The 19,973-nt window shown below is 51.7% G+C and carries 12 protein-coding genes and 1 tRNA gene; 7 read left to right on the forward strand and 6 right to left on the reverse strand.

What is annotated here, in order from left to right:
• Nucleotides 1-346 precede the first annotated feature (346 nt).
• Both DZC79_RS17335 and DZC79_RS17340 read right to left on the reverse strand, forming a co-directional pair.
• Entirely contained in the window at nucleotides 347-1,174 is an 828-nt protein-coding gene (locus DZC79_RS17335) for a class I SAM-dependent methyltransferase (RefSeq protein WP_118952878.1), read from the reverse strand.
• 131 nt (nucleotides 1,175-1,305) lie between these two features.
• Nucleotides 1,306-1,378: transfer RNA gene (locus DZC79_RS17340), tRNA-Phe, on the reverse strand.
• A gap of 168 nt (nucleotides 1,379-1,546) precedes the next feature.
• On the opposite strand from DZC79_RS17340, the gene dnaN reads away from it, so the two are divergent.
• From dnaN to DZC79_RS17360, 4 genes are all read left to right on the forward strand, one after another.
• On the forward strand, nucleotides 1,547-2,689 hold the full coding sequence (gene dnaN, locus DZC79_RS17345; RefSeq protein ID WP_118952879.1) for a DNA polymerase III subunit beta: 1,143 nt from the start codon (nucleotides 1,547-1,549) through the stop codon (nucleotides 2,687-2,689).
• A 64-nt stretch (nucleotides 2,690-2,753) separates the two neighbouring features.
• Entirely contained in the window at nucleotides 2,754-3,935 is a 1,182-nt protein-coding gene (locus tag DZC79_RS17350; RefSeq protein ID WP_118952880.1) for a carbamoyl phosphate synthase preATP-grasp domain-containing protein, read from the forward strand.
• Nucleotides 3,936-3,950: 15 nt separating this feature from the next.
• Nucleotides 3,951-5,012, forward strand: coding sequence for a hypothetical protein (locus DZC79_RS17355; RefSeq protein WP_118952881.1), 1,062 nt, complete (start codon nucleotides 3,951-3,953; stop codon nucleotides 5,010-5,012).
• Between the two features lies 1 nt (nucleotide 5,013).
• Nucleotides 5,014-5,466 (forward strand): hypothetical protein, encoded by a 453-nt coding sequence (locus DZC79_RS17360; RefSeq protein WP_118952882.1) that lies wholly within the window; start codon nucleotides 5,014-5,016, stop codon nucleotides 5,464-5,466.
• 6 nt (nucleotides 5,467-5,472) lie between these two features.
• Here the strand turns inward: DZC79_RS17360 and DZC79_RS17365 are convergent, their stop codons facing one another.
• From DZC79_RS17365 to DZC79_RS17380, 4 genes are all read right to left on the reverse strand, one after another.
• Complete coding sequence (locus DZC79_RS17365; protein WP_118952883.1) at nucleotides 5,473-8,910, reverse strand: T9SS type B sorting domain-containing protein; 3,438 nt, start codon at nucleotides 8,908-8,910, stop codon at nucleotides 5,473-5,475.
• Between the two features lie 224 nt (nucleotides 8,911-9,134).
• Nucleotides 9,135-10,211: an iron-containing alcohol dehydrogenase family protein gene (locus tag DZC79_RS17370; RefSeq protein WP_118952884.1), complete on the reverse strand. Its 1,077-nt coding sequence runs from the start codon at nucleotides 10,209-10,211 to the stop codon at nucleotides 9,135-9,137.
• Nucleotides 10,212-10,319: 108 nt separating this feature from the next.
• The gene (kdsB, locus tag DZC79_RS17375; RefSeq protein ID WP_118952885.1) at nucleotides 10,320-11,060 is read right to left on the reverse strand and encodes a 3-deoxy-manno-octulosonate cytidylyltransferase; all 741 of its coding nucleotides are present in this window, start codon (nucleotides 11,058-11,060) and stop codon (nucleotides 10,320-10,322) included.
• 115 nt (nucleotides 11,061-11,175) lie between these two features.
• Nucleotides 11,176-13,335: a S46 family peptidase gene (locus DZC79_RS17380; protein ID WP_118952886.1), complete on the reverse strand. Its 2,160-nt coding sequence runs from the start codon at nucleotides 13,333-13,335 to the stop codon at nucleotides 11,176-11,178.
• A 150-nt stretch (nucleotides 13,336-13,485) separates the two neighbouring features.
• Here DZC79_RS17380 and DZC79_RS17385 point away from each other — a divergent pair, with 150 nt between their 5' ends.
• From DZC79_RS17385 to uvrB, 3 genes are all read left to right on the forward strand, one after another.
• Nucleotides 13,486-15,504 carry a T9SS type B sorting domain-containing protein gene (locus DZC79_RS17385; protein WP_118952887.1) on the forward strand — a complete coding sequence of 673 codons (2,019 nt, stop codon included), beginning with the start codon at nucleotides 13,486-13,488 and terminating at the stop codon, nucleotides 15,502-15,504.
• 268 nt (nucleotides 15,505-15,772) lie between these two features.
• On the forward strand, nucleotides 15,773-17,569 hold the full coding sequence (locus DZC79_RS17390; protein WP_118952888.1) for a T9SS type A sorting domain-containing protein: 1,797 nt from the start codon (nucleotides 15,773-15,775) through the stop codon (nucleotides 17,567-17,569).
• Between the two features lie 225 nt (nucleotides 17,570-17,794).
• Nucleotides 17,795-19,825: an excinuclease ABC subunit UvrB gene (gene uvrB, locus DZC79_RS17395; RefSeq protein WP_118952889.1), complete on the forward strand. Its 2,031-nt coding sequence runs from the start codon at nucleotides 17,795-17,797 to the stop codon at nucleotides 19,823-19,825.
• Nucleotides 19,826-19,973 lie beyond the last annotated feature (148 nt).

Here is a 19,973-nt window from a genome sequence, read left to right on the forward strand (position 1 = left end):
CAACAGGTAAAATAATTCCGCTGCTATGCAGGATACATAAAGAGTATCTTGTCGTACGCTGCCGGAACCTGGTACAAGATAAGTTCTTACACACTGCCAAATATTCCCCATGAGTTGAGCCTGAGTAGCGGCTGAGCATTTTCTTAGCTGCCCTGGTTTTGCTCCTACGGAGCAATTTATGTTTGTTTATGCTGACGTTACAAACATTTGGCTCCTACGGAGTCCTATAGTGCGGGTAGCTACAGGATCATCCGTAAACTCTCAGTGACCTGTGGAACTGAAGGCCTGTTGTCTTTTAGGCCAATGTAATCAAGCAAAATTTATCCACCTAATTTTATTGACTTTTCTATATCACGTTGTCTATCACACTATTTCCACTACTGTATGTAGTCTTTTTTGTTATTGTAATGAATAAGTAGTCGCCCAATTCGTTTATATATTGGCCTTTGATTTTGTCAAATGCTTGGTCGTCTATGTCGTTTCTAAGTTTTGATAATCCTTGTTTTACTTCGTCCATGTTCGCTAACGATGAGAACGATGAAATTCCGTTCCGTATAGCTTCGTCGAAGTAGCGTGTGGGATTATTTTTTCCAACATATAAAAAACAATCTTGTAGGTCGTCTTTGATAAAATACTTTTCGATGCCGGTAATTTCAAGTTCTGTTTGTTCGATAGCTTCTTGTATATCGACAAGTGAAGGCATTTGAACAATGGAGGAATGAAGCATTTTTGGAAAATAATGATTGAGCCAATATCCCTTCATTTGTTCAGGTGTTGAAGTGAACAACACAAATCTGCCGTTGGCAGACAACACTCTGTCAATTTCAACAAATGCTTTTTTCAGGTCTGTCCAATGATGAATGGTTAAAGTGGCGATAATACCGTCAAACATTTTGTCGTCTGCTGGTATTTGTTCTGCTGTACCTTGTAGCCAATTGATGTCTTGATTTCGGGACCGGGCTTCGTTGAGCATTTTTTCGGAAGGCTCTACACCAATAAATTTAAAATCTTTGTCCGCAAAAGTGATGGTATAATTTCCCGTTCCGCAACCAATATCAAGATAAAGCCTGTCGGTTTTAGGTCTTAAGTGGTAGAGAAGTCTTTCCGCTAAATACGGATCCGCTTGTCTTGTCGAATTATATCCTGTTCCTATTTTATCGTATTTTATGTCCATTGACGTTGGTCGTTAAGACGGCATTTAACTCTAAAAATACGAAATCCGTGAAAACGAGGACTTGCAAAACCGGGAAATATATGCATAAAAAAAGCCTTTCAGCAAAAACGCTGAAAGGCTTTGTCTTTCTGTGGTGTGGGCCGGGATCGAACCGGCGACACATGGATTTTCAGTCCATTGCTCTACCGACTGAGCTACCGCACCTCTTTGTTGAAAGGAGTGCAAAGGTAATCTTTAAATTCTTTCCGCCAAATTTTTTTTCAACTTTCCGAAAACCGCCCCGTGTAAAATCTACATTAATGTACCGTCAAAAAAGCTATCTTTGTGCCGCAAAATTCAAACTCCATTCAATAATCAATTATAAATAAGTCTATGCACTTTATTGTTTCCTCGACTTCCTTGTTGAAAAATTTGCAGCTTGTGGGCGGTATCATCAGCGCCAATGTAGTGCTACCTATCCTGGAAGACTTCCTGTTTGAGCTGGACGGCAATACACTTACGCTTACCGGTGGCGACATGGAAACAATGATCAAGGTGCAGATGGAGATCCAGCGCGAGTTGACCGATACCGATGACAATGCCCGAACAGGCCGCATCTGTATTCCTTCCAAAATCCTGCTGGAATACCTGAAAAACCTGCCCGAACAGCCGGTACACTTTACCATCAACAAAGACGACAGCTCGATCGAGATCTCCAGCAATACGGGTAAATACAAGATCGGCGGCGAAAAAGCCGACGAATATCCCAAGGAGCCGCAACCCAACGACGCGACCTCCTTTACCCTGCCTTCCCTGCGCCTGGGCGAAGCAATCAACAAAAGCCTTTTTGCCACCAGCACCGATACCCTGCGCCCGGCTATGACCGGCGTGTACTTCGAGCTGGCACAGGATGGCATCACCTTCGTGGCCACAGATGCGCACCGCCTGGTGAAGCTGACCCGCAACGACATCAGCTGTCCCGAAGAAGGCGGCATCATCGTTCCGCGCAAGCCGCTGCAACAGCTGAAAAACATCATTCCTTCGGATGAAAGCCCGCTGGAAGTATCGTACAACAGCAGCCACCTGTTTATCCAGAACAATAAGATACGCCTGAGCTGCCGCCTGATCGAGGGCAAATTCCCGCCCTACAAGGCTGTCATTCCGGCCGATAACCCGTTCAACCTGACCATCAACCGCGCGGACCTCATCAGCTCCCTGCGCCGCGTGAGCATCTTCGCCAATAAGAGCACGAGCCAGGTCGTTTTCGATATCGTAGGCAATACGGTCAACATCAGCGCACAAGATATCGACTTCTCCTATGAAGGCAAAGAGCAGCTGAGCTGCCAGTACACCGGCGACGATATGAAGATCGCTTTCAATGCCAAGCTGCTGATCGAGATGCTGAACAATATGGAAGGCGAAGAGATCAGGCTGGAGCTGAGCATGCCTTCACGCGCCGGCATCTTCCGCCCGGTAGAGAAGACCGGTAACGAAGACCTGCTGATGCTGCTGATGCCGCTGATGGTAGGTGTATAGCCCCGCTGCGCCGGTGCATTTTGCGGGGTGGCGCCTGCAGCTGACAATGAATTCCTAAATCGAAATGTTACATAACGAATCCATTCCTTCTCAAAAGAAAAAAATCATTGTACTGGGAAGCGGCCCCAACCGCATAGGCCAGGGTATCGAATTTGACTATTGCTGCACCCACGGCCTGATCGCGATCAAAGAGCTCGGCTACGAAGCGATCATGATCAACTGCAATCCCGAAACGGTATCGACGGACTTTGACATTGCCGACAAGCTCTACTTTGAGCCGGTATACTGGGAGCACCTCTGGGAGATCATCGAGCACGAGCAGCCCGAAGGCGTGATTGTCCAGCTGGGCGGTCAAACCGCTCTGAAGCTGGCCAAGCGCCTCCATGAGAAAGGCATAAGGATCATCGGTACTTCCTTCGACGATATGGATATCGCCGAGGATCGCGGCCGCTTCAGCGACCTGCTGAAAGAGCTGAATATCCCCTACCCCAAATACGGCACCGCTTACTCTACTGACGATGCGATCGAGGTAGCCAACGAAGTGGGCTACCCGGTGCTGGTGCGTCCCTCTTATGTACTGGGCGGACAACGCATGCGTATCGTGATCAACGACGATGAGCTGGAAAAAAGCGTACTGAGCCTGCTGAAGCACCTGCCGGGCAATAAGATCCTGATCGATCACTTCCTCGACCGCTGCCAGGAAGCCGAAATCGACGCCATCTGCGATGGTGAGGAAGTGCATATCATGGGCATCATGGAACATATAGAACCGGCCGGTATCCACAGCGGCGACAGCCATTCGGTATTGCCGGTATTCAACCTGGGCAAGCTGGAAGTAGAAGAGATGGTGGACATTGCCAAAAAGATTGCCCTGAAGCTCAATATCCGCGGGCTCATCAATATACAGTATGCCATCAAGGATGGTAAAGTTTTCGTGATCGAAGCCAACCCGCGCGCCAGCCGTACCACACCGTTTATCGCCAAGGCTTACGGCGTACCTTTCCTCAATATCGCAACCAAGATCATGCTGGGCGATAAGAAGCTGAAAGATTTCACCATTGATAAAAAGCTGGAAGGCTATGCGGTTAAAGAACCCGTGTTCAGCTTCAACAAATTCCCCAATGTGAACAAGGAGCTGGGCCCAGAAATGAAGAGTACCGGCGAGGCCATCCGCTTCATCAAAAACCTGCGCGATCCCTGGTTTCGTACCTTGTACAAGGAAAGAAGCATGCACCTCAGCAAATAAATACTTCTTTTTTCCATGACCGGAAGAAAACCATATTTTTCCCAAAGAGCCCGGATAGCCATTATTCCGGGCTTTTTGCTGTTCCTCGCGCTGGCCGGCTGCACACAGCCGAAGAAAAAAGAGATCGCACCAGCTTTCTATTTTTGGAAAACCAATTTTCGCACCGGCGCCTACGAACAACAGCTGATCCGGGCTACCGGCGTACGGACCCTTTACCTGCGCCTGTTCGATGTGAGCTGGGACGAGCGGCGGCAACAAGCTATTCCGCTGGGCATCCTGCAATCGGACAGCATCAGGGACACAACGCTGCAATACATCCCCGTCATCTACCTGACACAATCCTGTCTCACCCGGCTGAAGGAAGAGGACCTGCCCGGTCTGGCCGCCCGTATCGACACCCTTGCAGGCCAGCTCTGCAGCCGGTATGGTATCGCGCCGGCCGAGCTGCAGCTGGATTGTGACTGGACCCGCAGCAGCGCCAATCTTTACTTCTCGCTGTTGCAGCAGCTGAAGCAACGCCCCTTCTTCAAAGACCGGCTGTTGTCCTGCACCATAAGGCTGCACCAGGTCAAATATGTTTCGGCCAGCGGCCTGCCGCCCGTAGACAAGGGACTGCTGATGGTGTACAACATGGGCAATCTTACCCGTTATGGCGGACACAATTCTATCCTGGATCCGGAAGAAACCCGGCAATACCTGAAACGGCTGGCCTTGTATCCCCTGCCCCTCGATGTGGCGCTGCCAACCTATCATTGGGCGGTGCTGTTTGAACAGGAACAGTTCAAAGGCATTTTATATAACCTTTCCAAAGAGCAATTCGGCCGGGACGAGCTGAAGCCGGTCAAAGGCAACCTGTACCGGATCGGGAAAACGGGCATCAAGGGCGGCTATCGCCTGAAAGCAGGACAGGAGATCCGCTTCGAGCAGCCCTGTACGGAAGACCTGGAAGATATGGCAGCTTACATCGGCAGCCGTATCAGGGACAGCAGCTTCCGGCTGGCCTTTTTCCACCTGGACAGCACGGCCATGCAGCCCTTTCAGGCAAAGGACCTCAACGATATCGTACAAGCATTCTGACATGAGCCTTTCCAGACAAGAAGTATACCGGCACCTCCTAAAGCTGCTCGACGACAGGATCGCTGCGCTACAGCAGCATCGTGACAGCCTGCTGGAAAGCCTGAAGCAGGAAACGAAAAGCACTGCCGGGGATAAATATGAGACGGGCCGCGCTATGGTCCATATCGAGCAGGAAAATGCAGACCGCCAGCTCGGCGCCTTGCTGGAGCAGAGGGCCGCGCTGGAACACCTCAACGGCACACCGGGAGCACCTGTAATGCCCGGTAGCCTGGTGCAGACATCCAAAGGCTGCTTCTTTATCAGCATCGCCCTGGGCAAAGTGGAAATAGCGGGGCATACCGTATATGCTCTCTCTCCGCAATCGCCGCTGGGAAGCTTGCTGCTGGGCACTGTCCCCGGAACTGAAATCAGCCTCAACGGGAACCGTTATACCATCCTAGACATCTTAGGCTAGCCACTGCTAACGGATCAATGTAAGATCGCCTTTAAAGACCAGCTCCTTTTTCCGCACATTACCGCACAGGATGCGGATATAGTAATAGTAGGTGCCATTGTCCAGCGCCTGGCCATTGAAGGTGCCGTCCCAGGTCTTGCCCACATAGGCGCTGGAGAATACCCTTTGCCCGTAACGGTTGTAGATATGCATTTCTTTCAGGTCCATATCCCCTTTGTATTCCACCCTGTACTGGTCGTTGTGTCCGTCGCCATTGGGTGTAAAGGCATTGGGAATAAAAGGCGTGCAGCAATTATTATACAGGATATCTACAGTGGCCGAATCGGTACAGCCATGGGCATCGGTTACCTGCACACGATAGCGACCATTGACCAGCCCGGATATCTTGGCTTCATGCAGGGAAGCATCGTGCTGCCAGGCATACTGGTAAGGCCCGGTGCCACCGCTGACGGTCACCTCGATCACGCCGCCATCATCTACGCCGTTGCAATCGTTGCCGATAAAAGAAGTATCCACTACCAGCCGCGCCGGTTGGCCCAGCGTGACCGTAGTGTCTTTAATGCATTGGTTGCCGTCCTTCACCCTGATCACATATTCACCCGCTCTTTTGTTGTCAAAAGTAGCGCCAGCCTGCCAGTTGGCGCTGCCGCTCAGCTGGTAAGAGAACGGCGGCCGGCCGCCGCTTGCCGTTATAGCCAGCCGGCCATCCCCGCCGCCGAAGCACAGCGGCCCGGTAAGGGTCACCTCGTCGATAAGGATATGCGGGAAGCCGGTCAGTGTGATCGTGGTATCGTGTATGCAACCTTTCGCATCTTTCAGGTGCAGCACATAGCTGCCTTCGGTAAGTCCGTTAAAATTGCCGGAAGCCGCAAAGGGACCGGCGTTCACGGCAAAGCTGTACGGCGGAGTACCCCCCGCGGCCGTAAAGCTGACGCGGCCGTCGGTAAAGCCTTCGCAGGTCGGATCGGTCAGGGTTACGGTTCTGAAGCCCAGCGCGCTGGCCGGTTGCGTCAGCACAATGGTCGTATCCTTCAGGCAGCCGTTATTGTCTTTTAAATGGACCACATGGCTGCCGGCTGCCAGGTTGCCCACCAGGGCGCCCGGCTGGAAAGCGCTGGCATCGGCAGCATACTGGTAGGCGGGTGTACCGCCCGAAGCGCTGACGTTTACGGCACCACCATCGGTACCGAAGCAAGGCACATGGGTAAGCGACAGGTCAAAGGCCAGCGGCGTAGGTTGTCCCAGGGCCACGATCGTATCTTTAAGGCAACCGTTCTGGTCGCGCACATGGAAGACATAAGTTCCCGCACCCAATGCGGTGAAAGCATTGGAAGCGGCGAAAGGCCCGGTCCCCATGGCGAAGCTGTAGGGTGCTGTCGTACCCGAGGGATTCAGCACGATGGCGCCATTGGTATTGCCGAAGCAGAGCGGCTGCGTCAGGGTCAGCGAAAGCGCCATGTGCAGGGAGTCTACGAGCGTGATGGTCGTGTCTTTAATACAATCATGGGCATCTTTGATATGCAATACATGCGTACCGGTAGCCAGACCGCCGAAGGTATTGCTGGCCGAATAAGCACCGGCATTGATGGCATATTGGTAGGGTGCCGTTCCATTGGTTGCCGATACGATAACCTGGCCATTGCTTACGGGGCTGCACACCGGCTTCTTAATGTTCAGGCTCAGGCTCATTCCCGGTGGGTTGGTGATGGTGATGGTTGTGTCTTTGATACAGCCCACGGCATCGCGCACATGAACGGTGTGGCTGCCGGCCGCAAAGCCGCTCAGGGTGCTGGCCGTTCCATAGGGTAAGGCATTGACAGCATATTCAAAGGGCGGATTGCTTCCCGTAGCCGTCACCGTAATGGTGCCGGTGTTGCCGCCGGGACAGAACGGCTGTGTCCAGCTGATCTGCGGAAAAATGCTGGATGTTTGCACAAAAGTGATCGTTGTATCCCGGTAACAACCGCCTGCGCCTGTAACCCGGAAGTTATAGGTGCCCGCCAGAACACTGTCTGTGATAAGGCTCGTAATATTATTGCGGGTCAGCACGGTGGTAGTGCCCTGGTCTACCTTGAGGGAATAGGGTGCATCGGTGCCCAGGGGAGTAATATTGAACACGGCTTTTTTCACACAGGTCGCCGGCGATACCAAAGCGAACTGTATACCGGGCAAAGGCATTACCTGTATGGTATAGGCGACCACCTGCTTGCTCACCAGCGGGCAACCGTCGTCGATGAAAGTAACATAAAAATTATAAGTGCCGGGGGCCACGCCATTCAGGTTCCAGCTGAAAGCAAGCCCCGGCGAAGGTGTGCCGTTGCTGGTGATGCTGGTTACCGCGCCGGCAGGGACGCCCTGGACTGAAAGAGTAACATTGTCGCCATCAGGATCGGTGGTGCTGATGTTGAAGCTGAGCGTGCCTGCATTGCTGCAGGCCTTTATGGTGGTGCCATTCACTAAGGTACCGTTCATTGGGTTAACGATCGTGCCATTGGGCGGATTATTGTTACAATTATTCAGCACTACGAAGGTCATTTCCCTCATGCTGGTACCGACCACGATGCCGCCGCGGTATTCGGTTACTTTTCCCACCACCAGCGCCTTCTGCACCGCATTGGGCGTAAAGCTGAGCTGGCCGGTGAGGTTGCTGAAGGTAAAGGTACCCGGGGCGCACAACAGAGGCGCAGTGGCCGTGGCCGGCGCAATATAGCTGACCGGAGCGCTGACCGTGGCATCCATACCGGGCACCAGGGAAAAAGCAAGGCTGTCGCCATTCCCGTCGACAACGCCCTGGTTGAACTCCTGGGGCTTATTGATACAGAAAAAAGGTGTGGGGATCGTGGTATAAGTGGGAGAAGAGTTTGACGCGGCAAGGTTGTTCAGTGTAGCTTCCAGGGAAATGATCGTGCCCCCGGCGCCCACAACATTGGTAATGCCGGAACTGCGCCCCATCTGATTGAGCATGCCCAGGTTGCCGTTGGCTACGAAACGCCAGTTCGCTGAAGGACCGCTGAGGGTAACATTGGTCGCATAAATAAATTTCTTTACACCTGGCAGGGGATTGGAGGGATTGACGCAAGCGGTGCTGCCCATCTCATCGGGACATACGGGCGATACCTCTACCCCGCTGCCTCCTTGCGGGTTTAGTATGAGTGTCTGGATAAAAGAGGCGCCATTGAACAAGTCCACCTCCGGCGTATTCAGAGGAAGATTGCCAAATGAGCCGGTGTTGGAGCAATCGCCGTACAGCACCATCGTTACCTTATAAGTATTGCCACTGATATGGGTGTAAAACAGCTCACCGCCAAAAATATGATTGGCGCGCGCCGGTAGCGCACAACAGAGCAATAGCCCCATGATCGCCATGCCCATGGCTTTTTCCCTTATATCCCGGATTCGACTTTTGGCCTTGTGGTACATCTTTTTCCCAATATTAAAAATCATTATCTGTAAAATGTAAAAATAACGTTATTCCATCCATATCTCCTTTCACACTTCACATTAATTAACCATGAAAGACAGGACTTTCCGTGCCGGATCTTATGCTTTTGCCTAAAAAAGCAAGATATCTAAGCACATTCATCAATGCCGGACATAAAAAAAGCCACCCTTAGGTGGCTTCTATATTTTTACATGCGATTTTACATGCGATAGCGCAGCTAAAAGCTTTAGAATTGCTCATACAGCGCTCTCAGCCTTTCTTTGGGCATCTGCTCTTTCCAGTTCTTGCCCAGCGCATTTTCCCAAAGCGGCGGCAAGCCGTAGGATACATCGATCATCTTATCGAAATCAGCGTCGGAAAGCCCTTTGGTAATGCCTTGCGGAATTTCGATGTTATGCAGGGCCACCATCTTTTTGAATTTTTCCACGCCTTCCGGATAGAATTCCCCCAGTTTATCGAATACAATACAGTTGCCGATACCATGCTTGGTACCCAACAGGTACGACAAGCCATAGCTTACCGCATGCGCCACACCCACCTGCGAATAGGCAATGCTCATGCCTCCCGCATAAGAAGCCATCATCAGCTTCTCGTCGGAAGTCTCGTCCCAGTCGGAGCGATGCAGGAAGATCTCTTCGCAGAGGTCCTGCGCCTTTTCGCCATAAGCTTTGCTGAAAGCGTTGAGGTAAGTACCTGTAAGTGATTCCACGCAATGGATAAAGCAATCCATGGCCGTATAGAACCTCTGGTTGACGGGGACGGTCTTCAGCAGGTCGGGATCCAGCACTATCTGGTCGAAAGGGGTATAATCGGAGTTCATGCCCAGCTTGCGTACGGGACCGGTCAGCACCGTGGTGCGGCTTACTTCGGCGCCTGTACCCGATATGGTAGGGATACCGGCTTTGTACACACCGGGCAGCTTTACCAGGTCCCAGCCCTGGTAGTCGGCCGATGAACCGGGATTGGTCATCATCAGGGATACCGCTTTGGTCATATCCATCACACTGCCGCCGCCGATACCGACAATACCGCTTACCGTGCCGAATTCAGCTTTCAGGGCATCTTTCAGGGCATCGACATAAGTGGTTTTAGGCTCGTGCGTCACATCGATCAGCACCACTTTGTCTTTACCCCGCAGCGGCAGGCGCGACAGGAAGGCATTGTTGCCGGCAAAGAATTGGTCTACAAAAAAGATCATCGGCGCATCGCCTTTGCGTTGTGGCGCCAGTATTTCATCCAGCTGGTTGAGTGAACCGCGGCCATAGACCACGTAATCCACCATTTTGAAATTTCTGAAAGACATTATGAGAGGTTAGATATTAGACGTTAGCTATTAGAGGTTAGATATTAGAGGTTGGTATTGGGTATTAGGTATTGGGTATTGAGTATTGAGTATTTGGATTTTGGAATTTTACCCCTTGTTCTGCAAATACTGTTCCGCTTTGACCAGGTCTTCCGGCGTATCGATCTCAACGCCCATGTATTCCGTCACCACCATCTTCATACGGATGCCGTTTTCCAGGTAACGGAGGCATTCGATCTTTTCGGCAGCTTCCAGGGGGCTTACCGGCAATTGCGTAAAGTCGATCAGCGTCTGGCGGCGAAACGCATAGATCCCGATGTGCTCGTAATAGATGGGGTTGGTCTGTTTGTCGCGATGATATGGGATAGGCGAACGGGAAAAGAATAAAGCGTTGCCTTGAAGATCGACCGCCACCTTTACATAGTTGGGATCGGCTATGGAAGCGGGATCGCTGAGCATCTGCATCAGCGAAGCCACCTGCACCGGTGCGCCGGCATCACCTTCAAACACACCGAGCAATTTCTCCATCGGCTCCTTGCTCGTAAAAGGTTCATCGCCCTGCACATTTACAATGATCTCCGCGTCCGGAAAGGCTTTCAACGCTTCGGCGATACGATCGGTGCCGCATTCATGCTCCTTACGGCTCATCACCGCCTTGCCGCCATTGCCTGTAATTTCTTTATAAATGATATCGCTGTCACAGACAACGGCCACATCGTCAAACAAGCCGGTTTGTACAGTGGAACGGTATGTGGACAAAATTACGGTCTGGTCGCCCAGCTTTTGCATCAGTTTTCCGGGGAACCGGGTGGCCGCGTAACGGGCCGGTATCAATGCTATTTTCTTCAAGGGGAATCTTTTAAGGCCTTTATCGTTATGAATGAGCGATCAGCAAACCGGGCCGCTTGGAAGCGGCCCGGTTCCAACGCAAAGGTCGTAAAACTTTACATTGATTTAATGGGTGTCACTTGGTGAGCTTCATTTCTTTCAGCAGCCAGCCGGCGTTACCGTACTTTTCTATGATGAACAGCACGTAACGCATATCCACCGCTACATTGCGGCATACAGCCGGATCATAATACAGGTCGCTCATGGTGCCCTGCCAGATACGGTCGAAGTTAATGCCGATCAGCTCTCCTTTGGCGTTCAGCACAGGGCTGCCCGAGTTGCCACCGCTGGTATGGTTGCTGGCGATGAAGTTAACGGGAACGGTGCCGTTCACCGCCCATCTGCCATAATTTTTAGCCTGATAGAGATTTCGCAGTTCCTGGGGGATATCGAATTCGGCCACCGAAGCATTATGCCTGGGGATCAGGTCGTCCAGCGTAGTCTGGTAAATATTGCTGCCGGGAATATCTACACGTTCCACCTGCCCGTAAGTGAGCCTTAAGGTCTGGTTGGCATCGGGCCAGTAAGCCTTACCGCTGTTGAGGTATTCCATCTGGCGTTTCATATACAGGCGGTTAAGCGGTGCGATCCGCTCGTTGTAGCGCCGCAGCACGGGATCGATCTTTTCCTTCTGGAAAGCGGTAACCGCCTCATAGATCTGGAAAGCCGGGTCCTGCCTGATCAGCATAGTATCACCACGCCTGGCGTTGTCGAGCAGCTCATTCATGCGTTCCTGGCTTACGACGATGCTGTTGCTGAACACATTGTTACCCCAGGACACAGTGTTGTTGCCGGAATGATACATCAGGGCTTTCATCCGGGGCGCCACTACCTGCTCGCCTTGCTTCAGGTACAGCGGCACCAGCGCGTCAAACACCTTGTGGTCGGTGGACGCATCATAATTCTTATAGAATTCGTCCATTACCCTTCTGATCTGCTGCAGGCTGTCGCTGAGCACATCGGCGGGAAGCGCGGAGCGATAAAGGGCCAGCACCCTGGCCAGCTGGGCCGATTGCTGTACCGCTTCCACACCCAGCACAGTCTCTTGGGTATACTCCGAAGCGATGAGCGCGTTGTCGCTGCCACTCACCGTTACCTGGATCAGCGGCAGCAGCATGCGGTCGCCGGGATTGTCCTTATTGCCTGCGGCAGCTTCTTCAAACAACCGCTCATAACGCAGCTTTTTGCCCACCACATCATTATTGCTGAGTCCTAGCACCTCGCCTTTCCATTTCTTATACCCATTGCTGAGCCGGGATTGCTTGGCGGCATACTTCAGAAAAATAGCGGGATTGCTGCGCATGGCTTCGTCGAGCACACCCAGGCGCTTTTCCCGGGCTTCGATACGGATCGGATCGGAAATATACTGGATCTGGTTCAGCTGGTAGGAGCTAAGGTATTCCTGTGTCTGAAAAGGAAAGCCGTAGACCATGGTGAAATCACCTTCCTTATAGCCGGAAGTATTGATAGGGAAAAAGACCTTGGGCTTGTAAGGTATATTGGCCACGCTGTAAGGCGCCGGCTTATTGTCTTTACCGGCATACACGCGGAACACAGCGAAGTCGCCTGTCTGGCGCGGCCACATCCAGTTGTCGGTATCGGCGCCGAATTTGCCGATTCCATTGGGAGGAAAAGCCACCAGGCGCACATCGCTGAACACCTCGCTCAGCACGATCTGATATTGATTACCACTGTAAAAGGATTTTACCTCCGCCTTAAGCTGGCTCAGGTTGTGATAGGCCTTTTCCAGCTCCGATATGCGGCTTTTAATGCGGCTGCTGCGAAGCGCTTCGGGCATGGTATCGGTGAGGCCCTTTAGCACGTACTCCGTAACATCTTCTGTCTTTTTCACGATGCTGACGGTGAGGCCGGGACAAGGCAGCTCAGCCTCGCGGCTCGCAGCCCAGAAACCATCGACCAGGAAATTCCGGTCGCCGGTGCTCAGCGACTGAGCGGCACCATAGGCGCAATGATGATTGGTAAACAGCAGGCCACTGGCCGATACCAGCTCGCCGGTACAGCCTTTGCCAAAAAGCACGACAGCATTGTTGAGCCCCGTACCGCTGTCATTATACAGCCGCTCCACCGGGATCTTCATCCCCAACTTCTGCATATCCGATTCCTGTCTTTTCAGCTGGGTGGGCTGCCACATACCATCCTTAGCCAGGACGGTGGTTGCAGATAGCGCCACAGCCGCAATCATTAAAACAACCTTTTGGTGTTTTCGTTTCATCATGATTCCTAATATTTTGGAAATAAAATTAATAATTGTTTGCAAAAGTCTCCAATAAACTTATTACATTAGCCAAACTTTTCGTGAAGGGTGCCTGGTGCTTGAAAACCATATTTAATTCGTGTACTTTATTTCGATTTCATAAACTCCGGTATGAGCAAAAGATTACTTTTACTTGCTTCGTCATTATTGTTTTTATTGGTTTCCCTGGGGAAAGTGCAGGCACAGACCGACCCCAATCTTTTCAAGTTGCCGGATACGGTTTGTAACGGGCATGAAATAGTACCTTTTAACATTATTCAGACCGCGAGCAATTATTTCTGGACTTTCTGTCCGCCTGATCTCTCCGGTACACCCACCGGCAACAATATTGGCCCGGTGTTGTCCATGAACAATACAAAAGGCATTATTGTAGCGGAAGACGACAGCGCAAACTATACTTTTCATATCAATGCCGCCTCTGGTGTGGTGCGCATGAAGTATGCCGAAGGATTGAACGGTACCCCGTCGATGATTACCGGCATCAATAACAACCTGGCCAATCCCGGCGGCCTGTACCTGGCCAATAACGGCAGGTGGCATCTCTTTGTGGTAGCCGGCACCGACAGCAGCAATTCAAGGCTGGTCCGTTACGATTTTAATGAGAACGGTTTGAAATCCATGCCTACAGAAGTGAACCTGGGCGGCCTGGGCGGCGGCCTCAATGGCCCGAAGCATTTATTTATGGCCAAGCAGGGCGATAACTGGTTCGCATTTACCTTTACCAAAAAGGATGAGCTGATCCGCCTGGCCTTCGGCAATGACCTGGCCAATACCCCCACCCTCGAAAACCTGGGAAATATCGACGGCCATTTCGCCAATGTTACTGCTGTGACCGGCCTTGTCGAGCTGGACAACTGGCACCTGCTGATCACCAACCGCACTACCAATAGCGTCAACCGCATTTCCTTCGGTAACTCGCTGACCAATACGCCCTTCGTAGTCGATCTCGGCAACATGGGCAATCGTATCAATGCTCCCGTAGGTATCGCTGTAACCCGTGATTGCAATGCTTATTATGCGTTCGTGGTTAACTACGGCACCGCCAGCCTGGTGACGCTGAAGTGGGATGATGTGTCGATTGCCAACCCGCCCACAGCCGTCAACCACGGCAACGTTTCCGGATTTGCCCAGCCGCTGTGCATGACCGGTGTTGCCCGCGACAATGGAGCGCTCTACCTGCTATCGACCAATGCCGACAACTCCGTGAGCAAGGTGATCTTCAATTCCTGCAACATCGCTACCCCCGCTTACTCCGACCTCCGCCTGCCGCCGTCCTTCAAAATCGCAGAGCCAGGTCTGCATACCGTATTCCTAACCATTGATGAAGGCTTGCCTACCGTGCGCACCGACTGCGAGCAGGTTTATGTCTATGCACATCCGCCACTGACCATCAGCCGCGACACCATGATCTGCCAGGGCGATACCGTACAGCTATCTGCGCTTTCTTTCGGAGCGGACAGCTTCAAATGGGCGCCTGATTACCGTATAGATACCCTGTCCGGCCAGTTTGTAAAAGTGAACCCGGTAATGACCACCGAATACACGGTAACTACTTACTATGATTTTAACTGTATTGTAAAGAATCCTATAAATGTAAAGGTGAGCAAAATCGTTGCCGACGCCGGTCCCGATCGCACGATAGGCGACGGCTCCAGCACCATACTCGGCGGCTCCGGTACGACCATAGGCACCCAATACACTTATGAATGGACACCGGATATCGGGTTTACCGGATCGCGCTTCAACCCGGTAACGACAGCAAGACCGCCTTATGACATTACTTATTACCTGAACATCACGAATACCGACGGCTGCAAAGCCATTGATTCGGTACAGGTGACAATGCCCTGCGACGATATTCACCTGCCTAATGCCTTCAAACCCGCCAGCAGCTACGGCACTGGCAGGTTCGGGCTGCTCAACCAGCAATTTGTGAAGATCAACTACTTCAAGATATATGACCGCTGGGGTAAAGAAGTATTTACCACTACAGATGCGCAGGGCAAATGGGACGGTACTGTAGACGGAAAAGAAGCTCCCCTGGGCGTGTATGTATGGGAGGTAGACGCCGTTTGCGCCAATACCCAGGAACGCTACCGAAGATCGGGAACGGTAACGCTGATAAGATAACTCATCCGTTTATTAGCAATACGAAGAAGCCCGGTCGATGACCGGGCTTCTTCGTATTGCTGCCGATACCGGTAATCAACCCGCCAACAATGGCCAAACCCCGAATTGCCTACATTATGCAATTATAACATTGCTCTTTAAATTCATTTCGCAGATAACAAATACAAGTACTACCAAGTGTTAAAAAATAAATATTTTTAGCATGCGAATTATTTTTGGATTACTTTGATGTATATTTTATTACCAAACGTCCTTAAATGTATTTTCTATGAGAAAAGTATTCATGACACTTTCCTTGCTTGCGTTCGCAAAAATGTCGGGCGCACAGATCAGCGAAGGCGGCCTTCCGCTAAGACTGGTATCAGATGAAGCGCAAAGGCTGACACAGCCGGTGACACCGGTGTATTACAAAGCACCGGATCTGCAGACTTTTCTGTCAGAAGACAAAGAATTATCGCTACGCGATCCTGCACCCTATCGCTGTGGAAAACGGATCCCGGTAGATATTTCCTTCCCCGGGTCCGGCACATTGATTACCTTATCTGACGGCCGCAGGATATGGCGCGCACAAATAGATGCCGGCAAGGTACCCGGACTCCTATTCTACTACGATCGTTTTTCTCTCCCCCAAGGCGTAAAGTACTTCCTGACCAATGCCAATAACAGGCAGATACTGGGAGCTTATACCGAGGCCAATAATGCCCGGGAGGGTTTGTTCGCCACCCAGGAAGTTCAGGGAGGCGTGGTAAACTTTGAACTGGATATTGACAAGGGTGTTGTACTTGAAGCCATCCAATGGCATATCAATGAAGCTGCGGTAATGTTCCGCGCTGTCGATTATTTAGCGCAATACGCGGAAGACTATGTGCTTACCGCAGATTGGCTGCAGGGCTCCTCTTCGGTATGTCAGATCAATGCGATCTGTCCGCAGGGAAGCAACTATCCCAACCAGCGTAAAGCGACAGCCCGTATTATTTCCCCATTAGATAACAGCTATGTTGGATTATGTACCGGTACCCTGGTAAACAATACCAGCGCCGATTGCCAGCCCTATTTCCTCACGGCTTCTCATTGTGAGAGCAGTAACAGCACTGCCAACAGCACTTTTGCCCAATGTATATTCTATTTCAATTTTGAAACACCCGATTGCGCCGGTACGGGTAATGCACCCAATACCCAGACCGTGACCGGCGCTACCTTCGTCTCCCGTTCCAGCTTTAACGCCAGCAGCTCGTCGCTTATCGGTGACTTTATGCTGCTCCGGCTTAACCAAAGCGTACCATCGGCCTATGGCGCATACCTGGCCGGGTGGAACCGCGCAACAACGCTTCCAGCCAGCAATACTACTTATATCGGCTTCCACCACCCGGCTGGCGACATCAAAAAGCTCTCGAAAGGTACCAGCATCTCCGGCAGCGGCACCTTCAATCAGTTTACTACACCCAACACACACTGGAGGCTTAACTTTACCGAAGGTGGTATAGAAGGCGGCTCGTCCGGTAGCGGTTTGTTCGATGTTAATGGTCGGCTGGTAGGCGATCTCTCCGGCGCGCCCAATATCCAGGCCTGCCCGCAGGGCGTAAATGGAAAGGGCCAACCCAAGTCGATGAATGCAACCAGCATCGTGTACAGCAAATTTTCCCGCAACTGGCAATATCCTGAAGGCAATGGCGCTGCCAACAGGCAGCTGAAACCCTGGCTGGATCCCAATAATACAGGCGCCATCACTACCAATGCCCTGGCTGCGAGCAGTTGCCAGCAAGGAAAAAACGATGGCGTGACCGGCATCGGCCAGGAGCAGCATACGCTGGAGCAAAGCATAACACTCTACCCCAACCCGGTAGTAAACGGTACTTTGCGCATAAAAGTTAATCTGCCCCGGGCAGCTGAACTCAACGTGACCGTGTACGACATTACCGGTTCGGCAAAAGCCAGCTACAGGATCGGCAATGCAGGCAACGGCGATTACGCCCTTGATATGAAGGGATATGCCAATGGCACTTACCTGGTGAAGATTGGTAGCGATAAGGCCACCATTTCCAGGAAGATCATGGTACAGCATTGATCCCATAATCCTGGATTTGAATATAAAGTATCGGGGCTATCCTTTGTGGGTTGCCCCGATACTTTTTAAAACGGTTGTACTGTCGGAGCTATGTTCGATGAACTCCATCAATACAGCTCATTAACATAAGATACGGTTACTGTCCAGCAGATCTTCTGCCGGGGCCTCATCGGTCCGGATGATCTACAACAAACAGCTCCACTATTCTTCTTAACTTCGTTATCTATGTTTCAGATCGAACGACCATACCAACCTGCCGGCGACCAGCCCGGCGCTATAAAGGCGCTCAGTGAGGGCGTCAAAGAGGGCGAACGCTTCCAAACCCTGCTGGGGGTGACGGGCTCGGGCAAGACCTTCACTATGGCCAATATCATACAGGAAGTACAGAAGCCGACATTGGTACTCACCCATAACAAAACACTGGTAGCCCAGCTCTATGGCGAATTCCGGCAGTTCTTCCCCGACAATGCCGTTGAATACTTTGTATCCTACTACGATTACTACCAACCGGAAGCCTACCTGCCGGTAAGCGATACCTATATTGAAAAAGACCTGGCGATCAATGAGGAGCTGGAGAAGCTGAGGCTGCGCACGACCACCAACCTGTTGAGCGGTCGGAGGGACATACTGGTCGTGGCTTCTGTGAGCTGTATCTACGGTATGGGTAATCCTACCGAATATGAGAACGGCATTATCCGCATCGCTACCGGCGATAAGGTACCGCGCAATACATTTCTGCATGCAATGGTCAATTCGCTGTATAGCCGCAGCCAGGGCGATTTTACCCGGGGCACCTTCCGTGTCAAGGGCGATACGGTCGATATTAACCTGCCCTATGTGGACTATGGCTACAGGGTCACTTTCTTCGGCGATGAGATCGAAGAGATCGAGAGCTTCGAGATAGAAAGCGGCAAACGGATCGGCAAAATGCAGCATGCGGCCATCTTCCCGGCCAACATGTATATGGCGCCCAAAGACCAGATGGCACAGATCATACACGAGATCCAGGACGAAATGAATGCCCAGGTCGAATACTTCAAAAGCATAGGCAAGCATATCGAGGCACAACGCATTAAAGAGCGGGTGAACTACGATATCGAAATGATACAGGAGCTGGGCTATTGTAACGGTATCGAAAACTATTCCCGGTTCCTCGATCGCCGCCGCCCTGGCGCCAGGCCCTTCTGCCTGATCGACTATTTTCCGAAAGACTTCCTGCTCTTCGTGGACGAAAGCCATGTGACCATACCACAGATCAGCGGCATGTACGGCGGCGACCGTTCCCGCAAGCTTAACCTGGTAGACTTCGGCTTCCGCCTGCCTTCGGCGCTGGATAACCGGCCCCTGAATTTTTACGAATTTGAAAGCATGGTGAACCAGGTGGTATTTGTGAGCGCCACGCCTGCCGCTTATGAGCTGGAGCATTCCGAAGGAATCGTGGTAGAGCAGGTGGTGCGCCCCACGGGTCTCCTGGACCCTCCTATCGAGATAAGGCCCTCCGTGAACCAGATCGACGACTTGCTGGAAGAGATCGATAAGCGGGTAAAGAAAGGGGACCGCGTGCTGGTGACCACCCTCACCAAACGGATGGCGGAAGAGCTGGACAAATACCTGCAACGGATCAACATCAACTCGCGCTATATACATTCCGAAGTGGACACGCTGGAACGCGTGGAGATCCTGCGCAACCTGCGCCTGGGCAATATCGATGTGCTGGTAGGGGTAAACCTGCTGCGTGAGGGGCTGGACCTACCTGAAGTATCGCTGATGGCGATCCTCGACGCAGATAAAGAAGGCTTCCTGCGCGATGAGCGCTCACTGACCCAGATGGCCGGCCGCGCTGCGCGGAATGCCGAGGGATTGGTGATCTTCTATGCCGATAAGATCACGGAGAGCATGCAGCGTACGATCGATGAAACTACCCGCAGGCGGAACAAGCAGATGGCCTACAACGCGGAGCATGGCATTACCCCGATGACAGTGCGGAAATCGGTAGAGCAGATCATGAAGCAGACCTCAGTACTTGATGTTAAAGGGTATGATGAGAACAGTCCTTATGCCACAATAGAGGAAACGCCGCTGCAGGCCGTTGCAGAGGATGACGTGGCTTACCTCAGCAAGCCCGAGCTGGAAAAGATCATTGCAAAGACTAAAAAAGCTATGGAAAAAGCGGCAAAGGATATGGACTTCATGGAAGCCGCAAGATTACGCGACCAGATGTTCGGCTATCAGAAAATGCTGGATGAGCTGAAATAACGGCCATAATTGACAACACAACCCAGACCAGAAGCAGCAAATTTCAGTTTGCTGCTTTTTTTGCATGATCGGCTAATTGTTTTCCTTGGATAAAAAAATCAGGGTTTTCATGAATTTATTTCTCTGATCCGGCATTGTAATTTGCATC

This window comes from Taibaiella helva (genome assembly GCF_003545695.1).
In the GTDB taxonomy this organism is placed as follows: Bacteria; Bacteroidota; Bacteroidia; order Chitinophagales; family Chitinophagaceae; genus Taibaiella; species Taibaiella helva.

Coding starts and splice junctions, on each gene's coding strand:
- DZC79_RS17335 (WP_118952878.1), bottom strand. CDS start 1,174: ATGGACATAAAATACGATAAAATAGGAACAGGATATAATTCGACAAGA.
- dnaN (WP_118952879.1), top strand. CDS start 1,547: ATGCACTTTATTGTTTCCTCGACTTCCTTGTTGAAAAATTTGCAGCTT.
- DZC79_RS17350 (WP_118952880.1), top strand. CDS start 2,754: ATGTTACATAACGAATCCATTCCTTCTCAAAAGAAAAAAATCATTGTA.
- DZC79_RS17355 (WP_118952881.1), top strand. CDS start 3,951: ATGACCGGAAGAAAACCATATTTTTCCCAAAGAGCCCGGATAGCCATT.
- DZC79_RS17360 (WP_118952882.1), top strand. CDS start 5,014: ATGAGCCTTTCCAGACAAGAAGTATACCGGCACCTCCTAAAGCTGCTC.
- DZC79_RS17365 (WP_118952883.1), bottom strand. CDS start 8,910: ATGATTTTTAATATTGGGAAAAAGATGTACCACAAGGCCAAAAGTCGA.
- DZC79_RS17370 (WP_118952884.1), bottom strand. CDS start 10,211: ATGTCTTTCAGAAATTTCAAAATGGTGGATTACGTGGTCTATGGCCGC.
- DZC79_RS17380 (WP_118952886.1), bottom strand. CDS start 13,335: ATGATGAAACGAAAACACCAAAAGGTTGTTTTAATGATTGCGGCTGTG.
- DZC79_RS17385 (WP_118952887.1), top strand. CDS start 13,486: ATGAGCAAAAGATTACTTTTACTTGCTTCGTCATTATTGTTTTTATTG.
- DZC79_RS17390 (WP_118952888.1), top strand. CDS start 15,773: ATGAGAAAAGTATTCATGACACTTTCCTTGCTTGCGTTCGCAAAAATG.
- uvrB (WP_118952889.1), top strand. CDS start 17,795: ATGTTTCAGATCGAACGACCATACCAACCTGCCGGCGACCAGCCCGGC.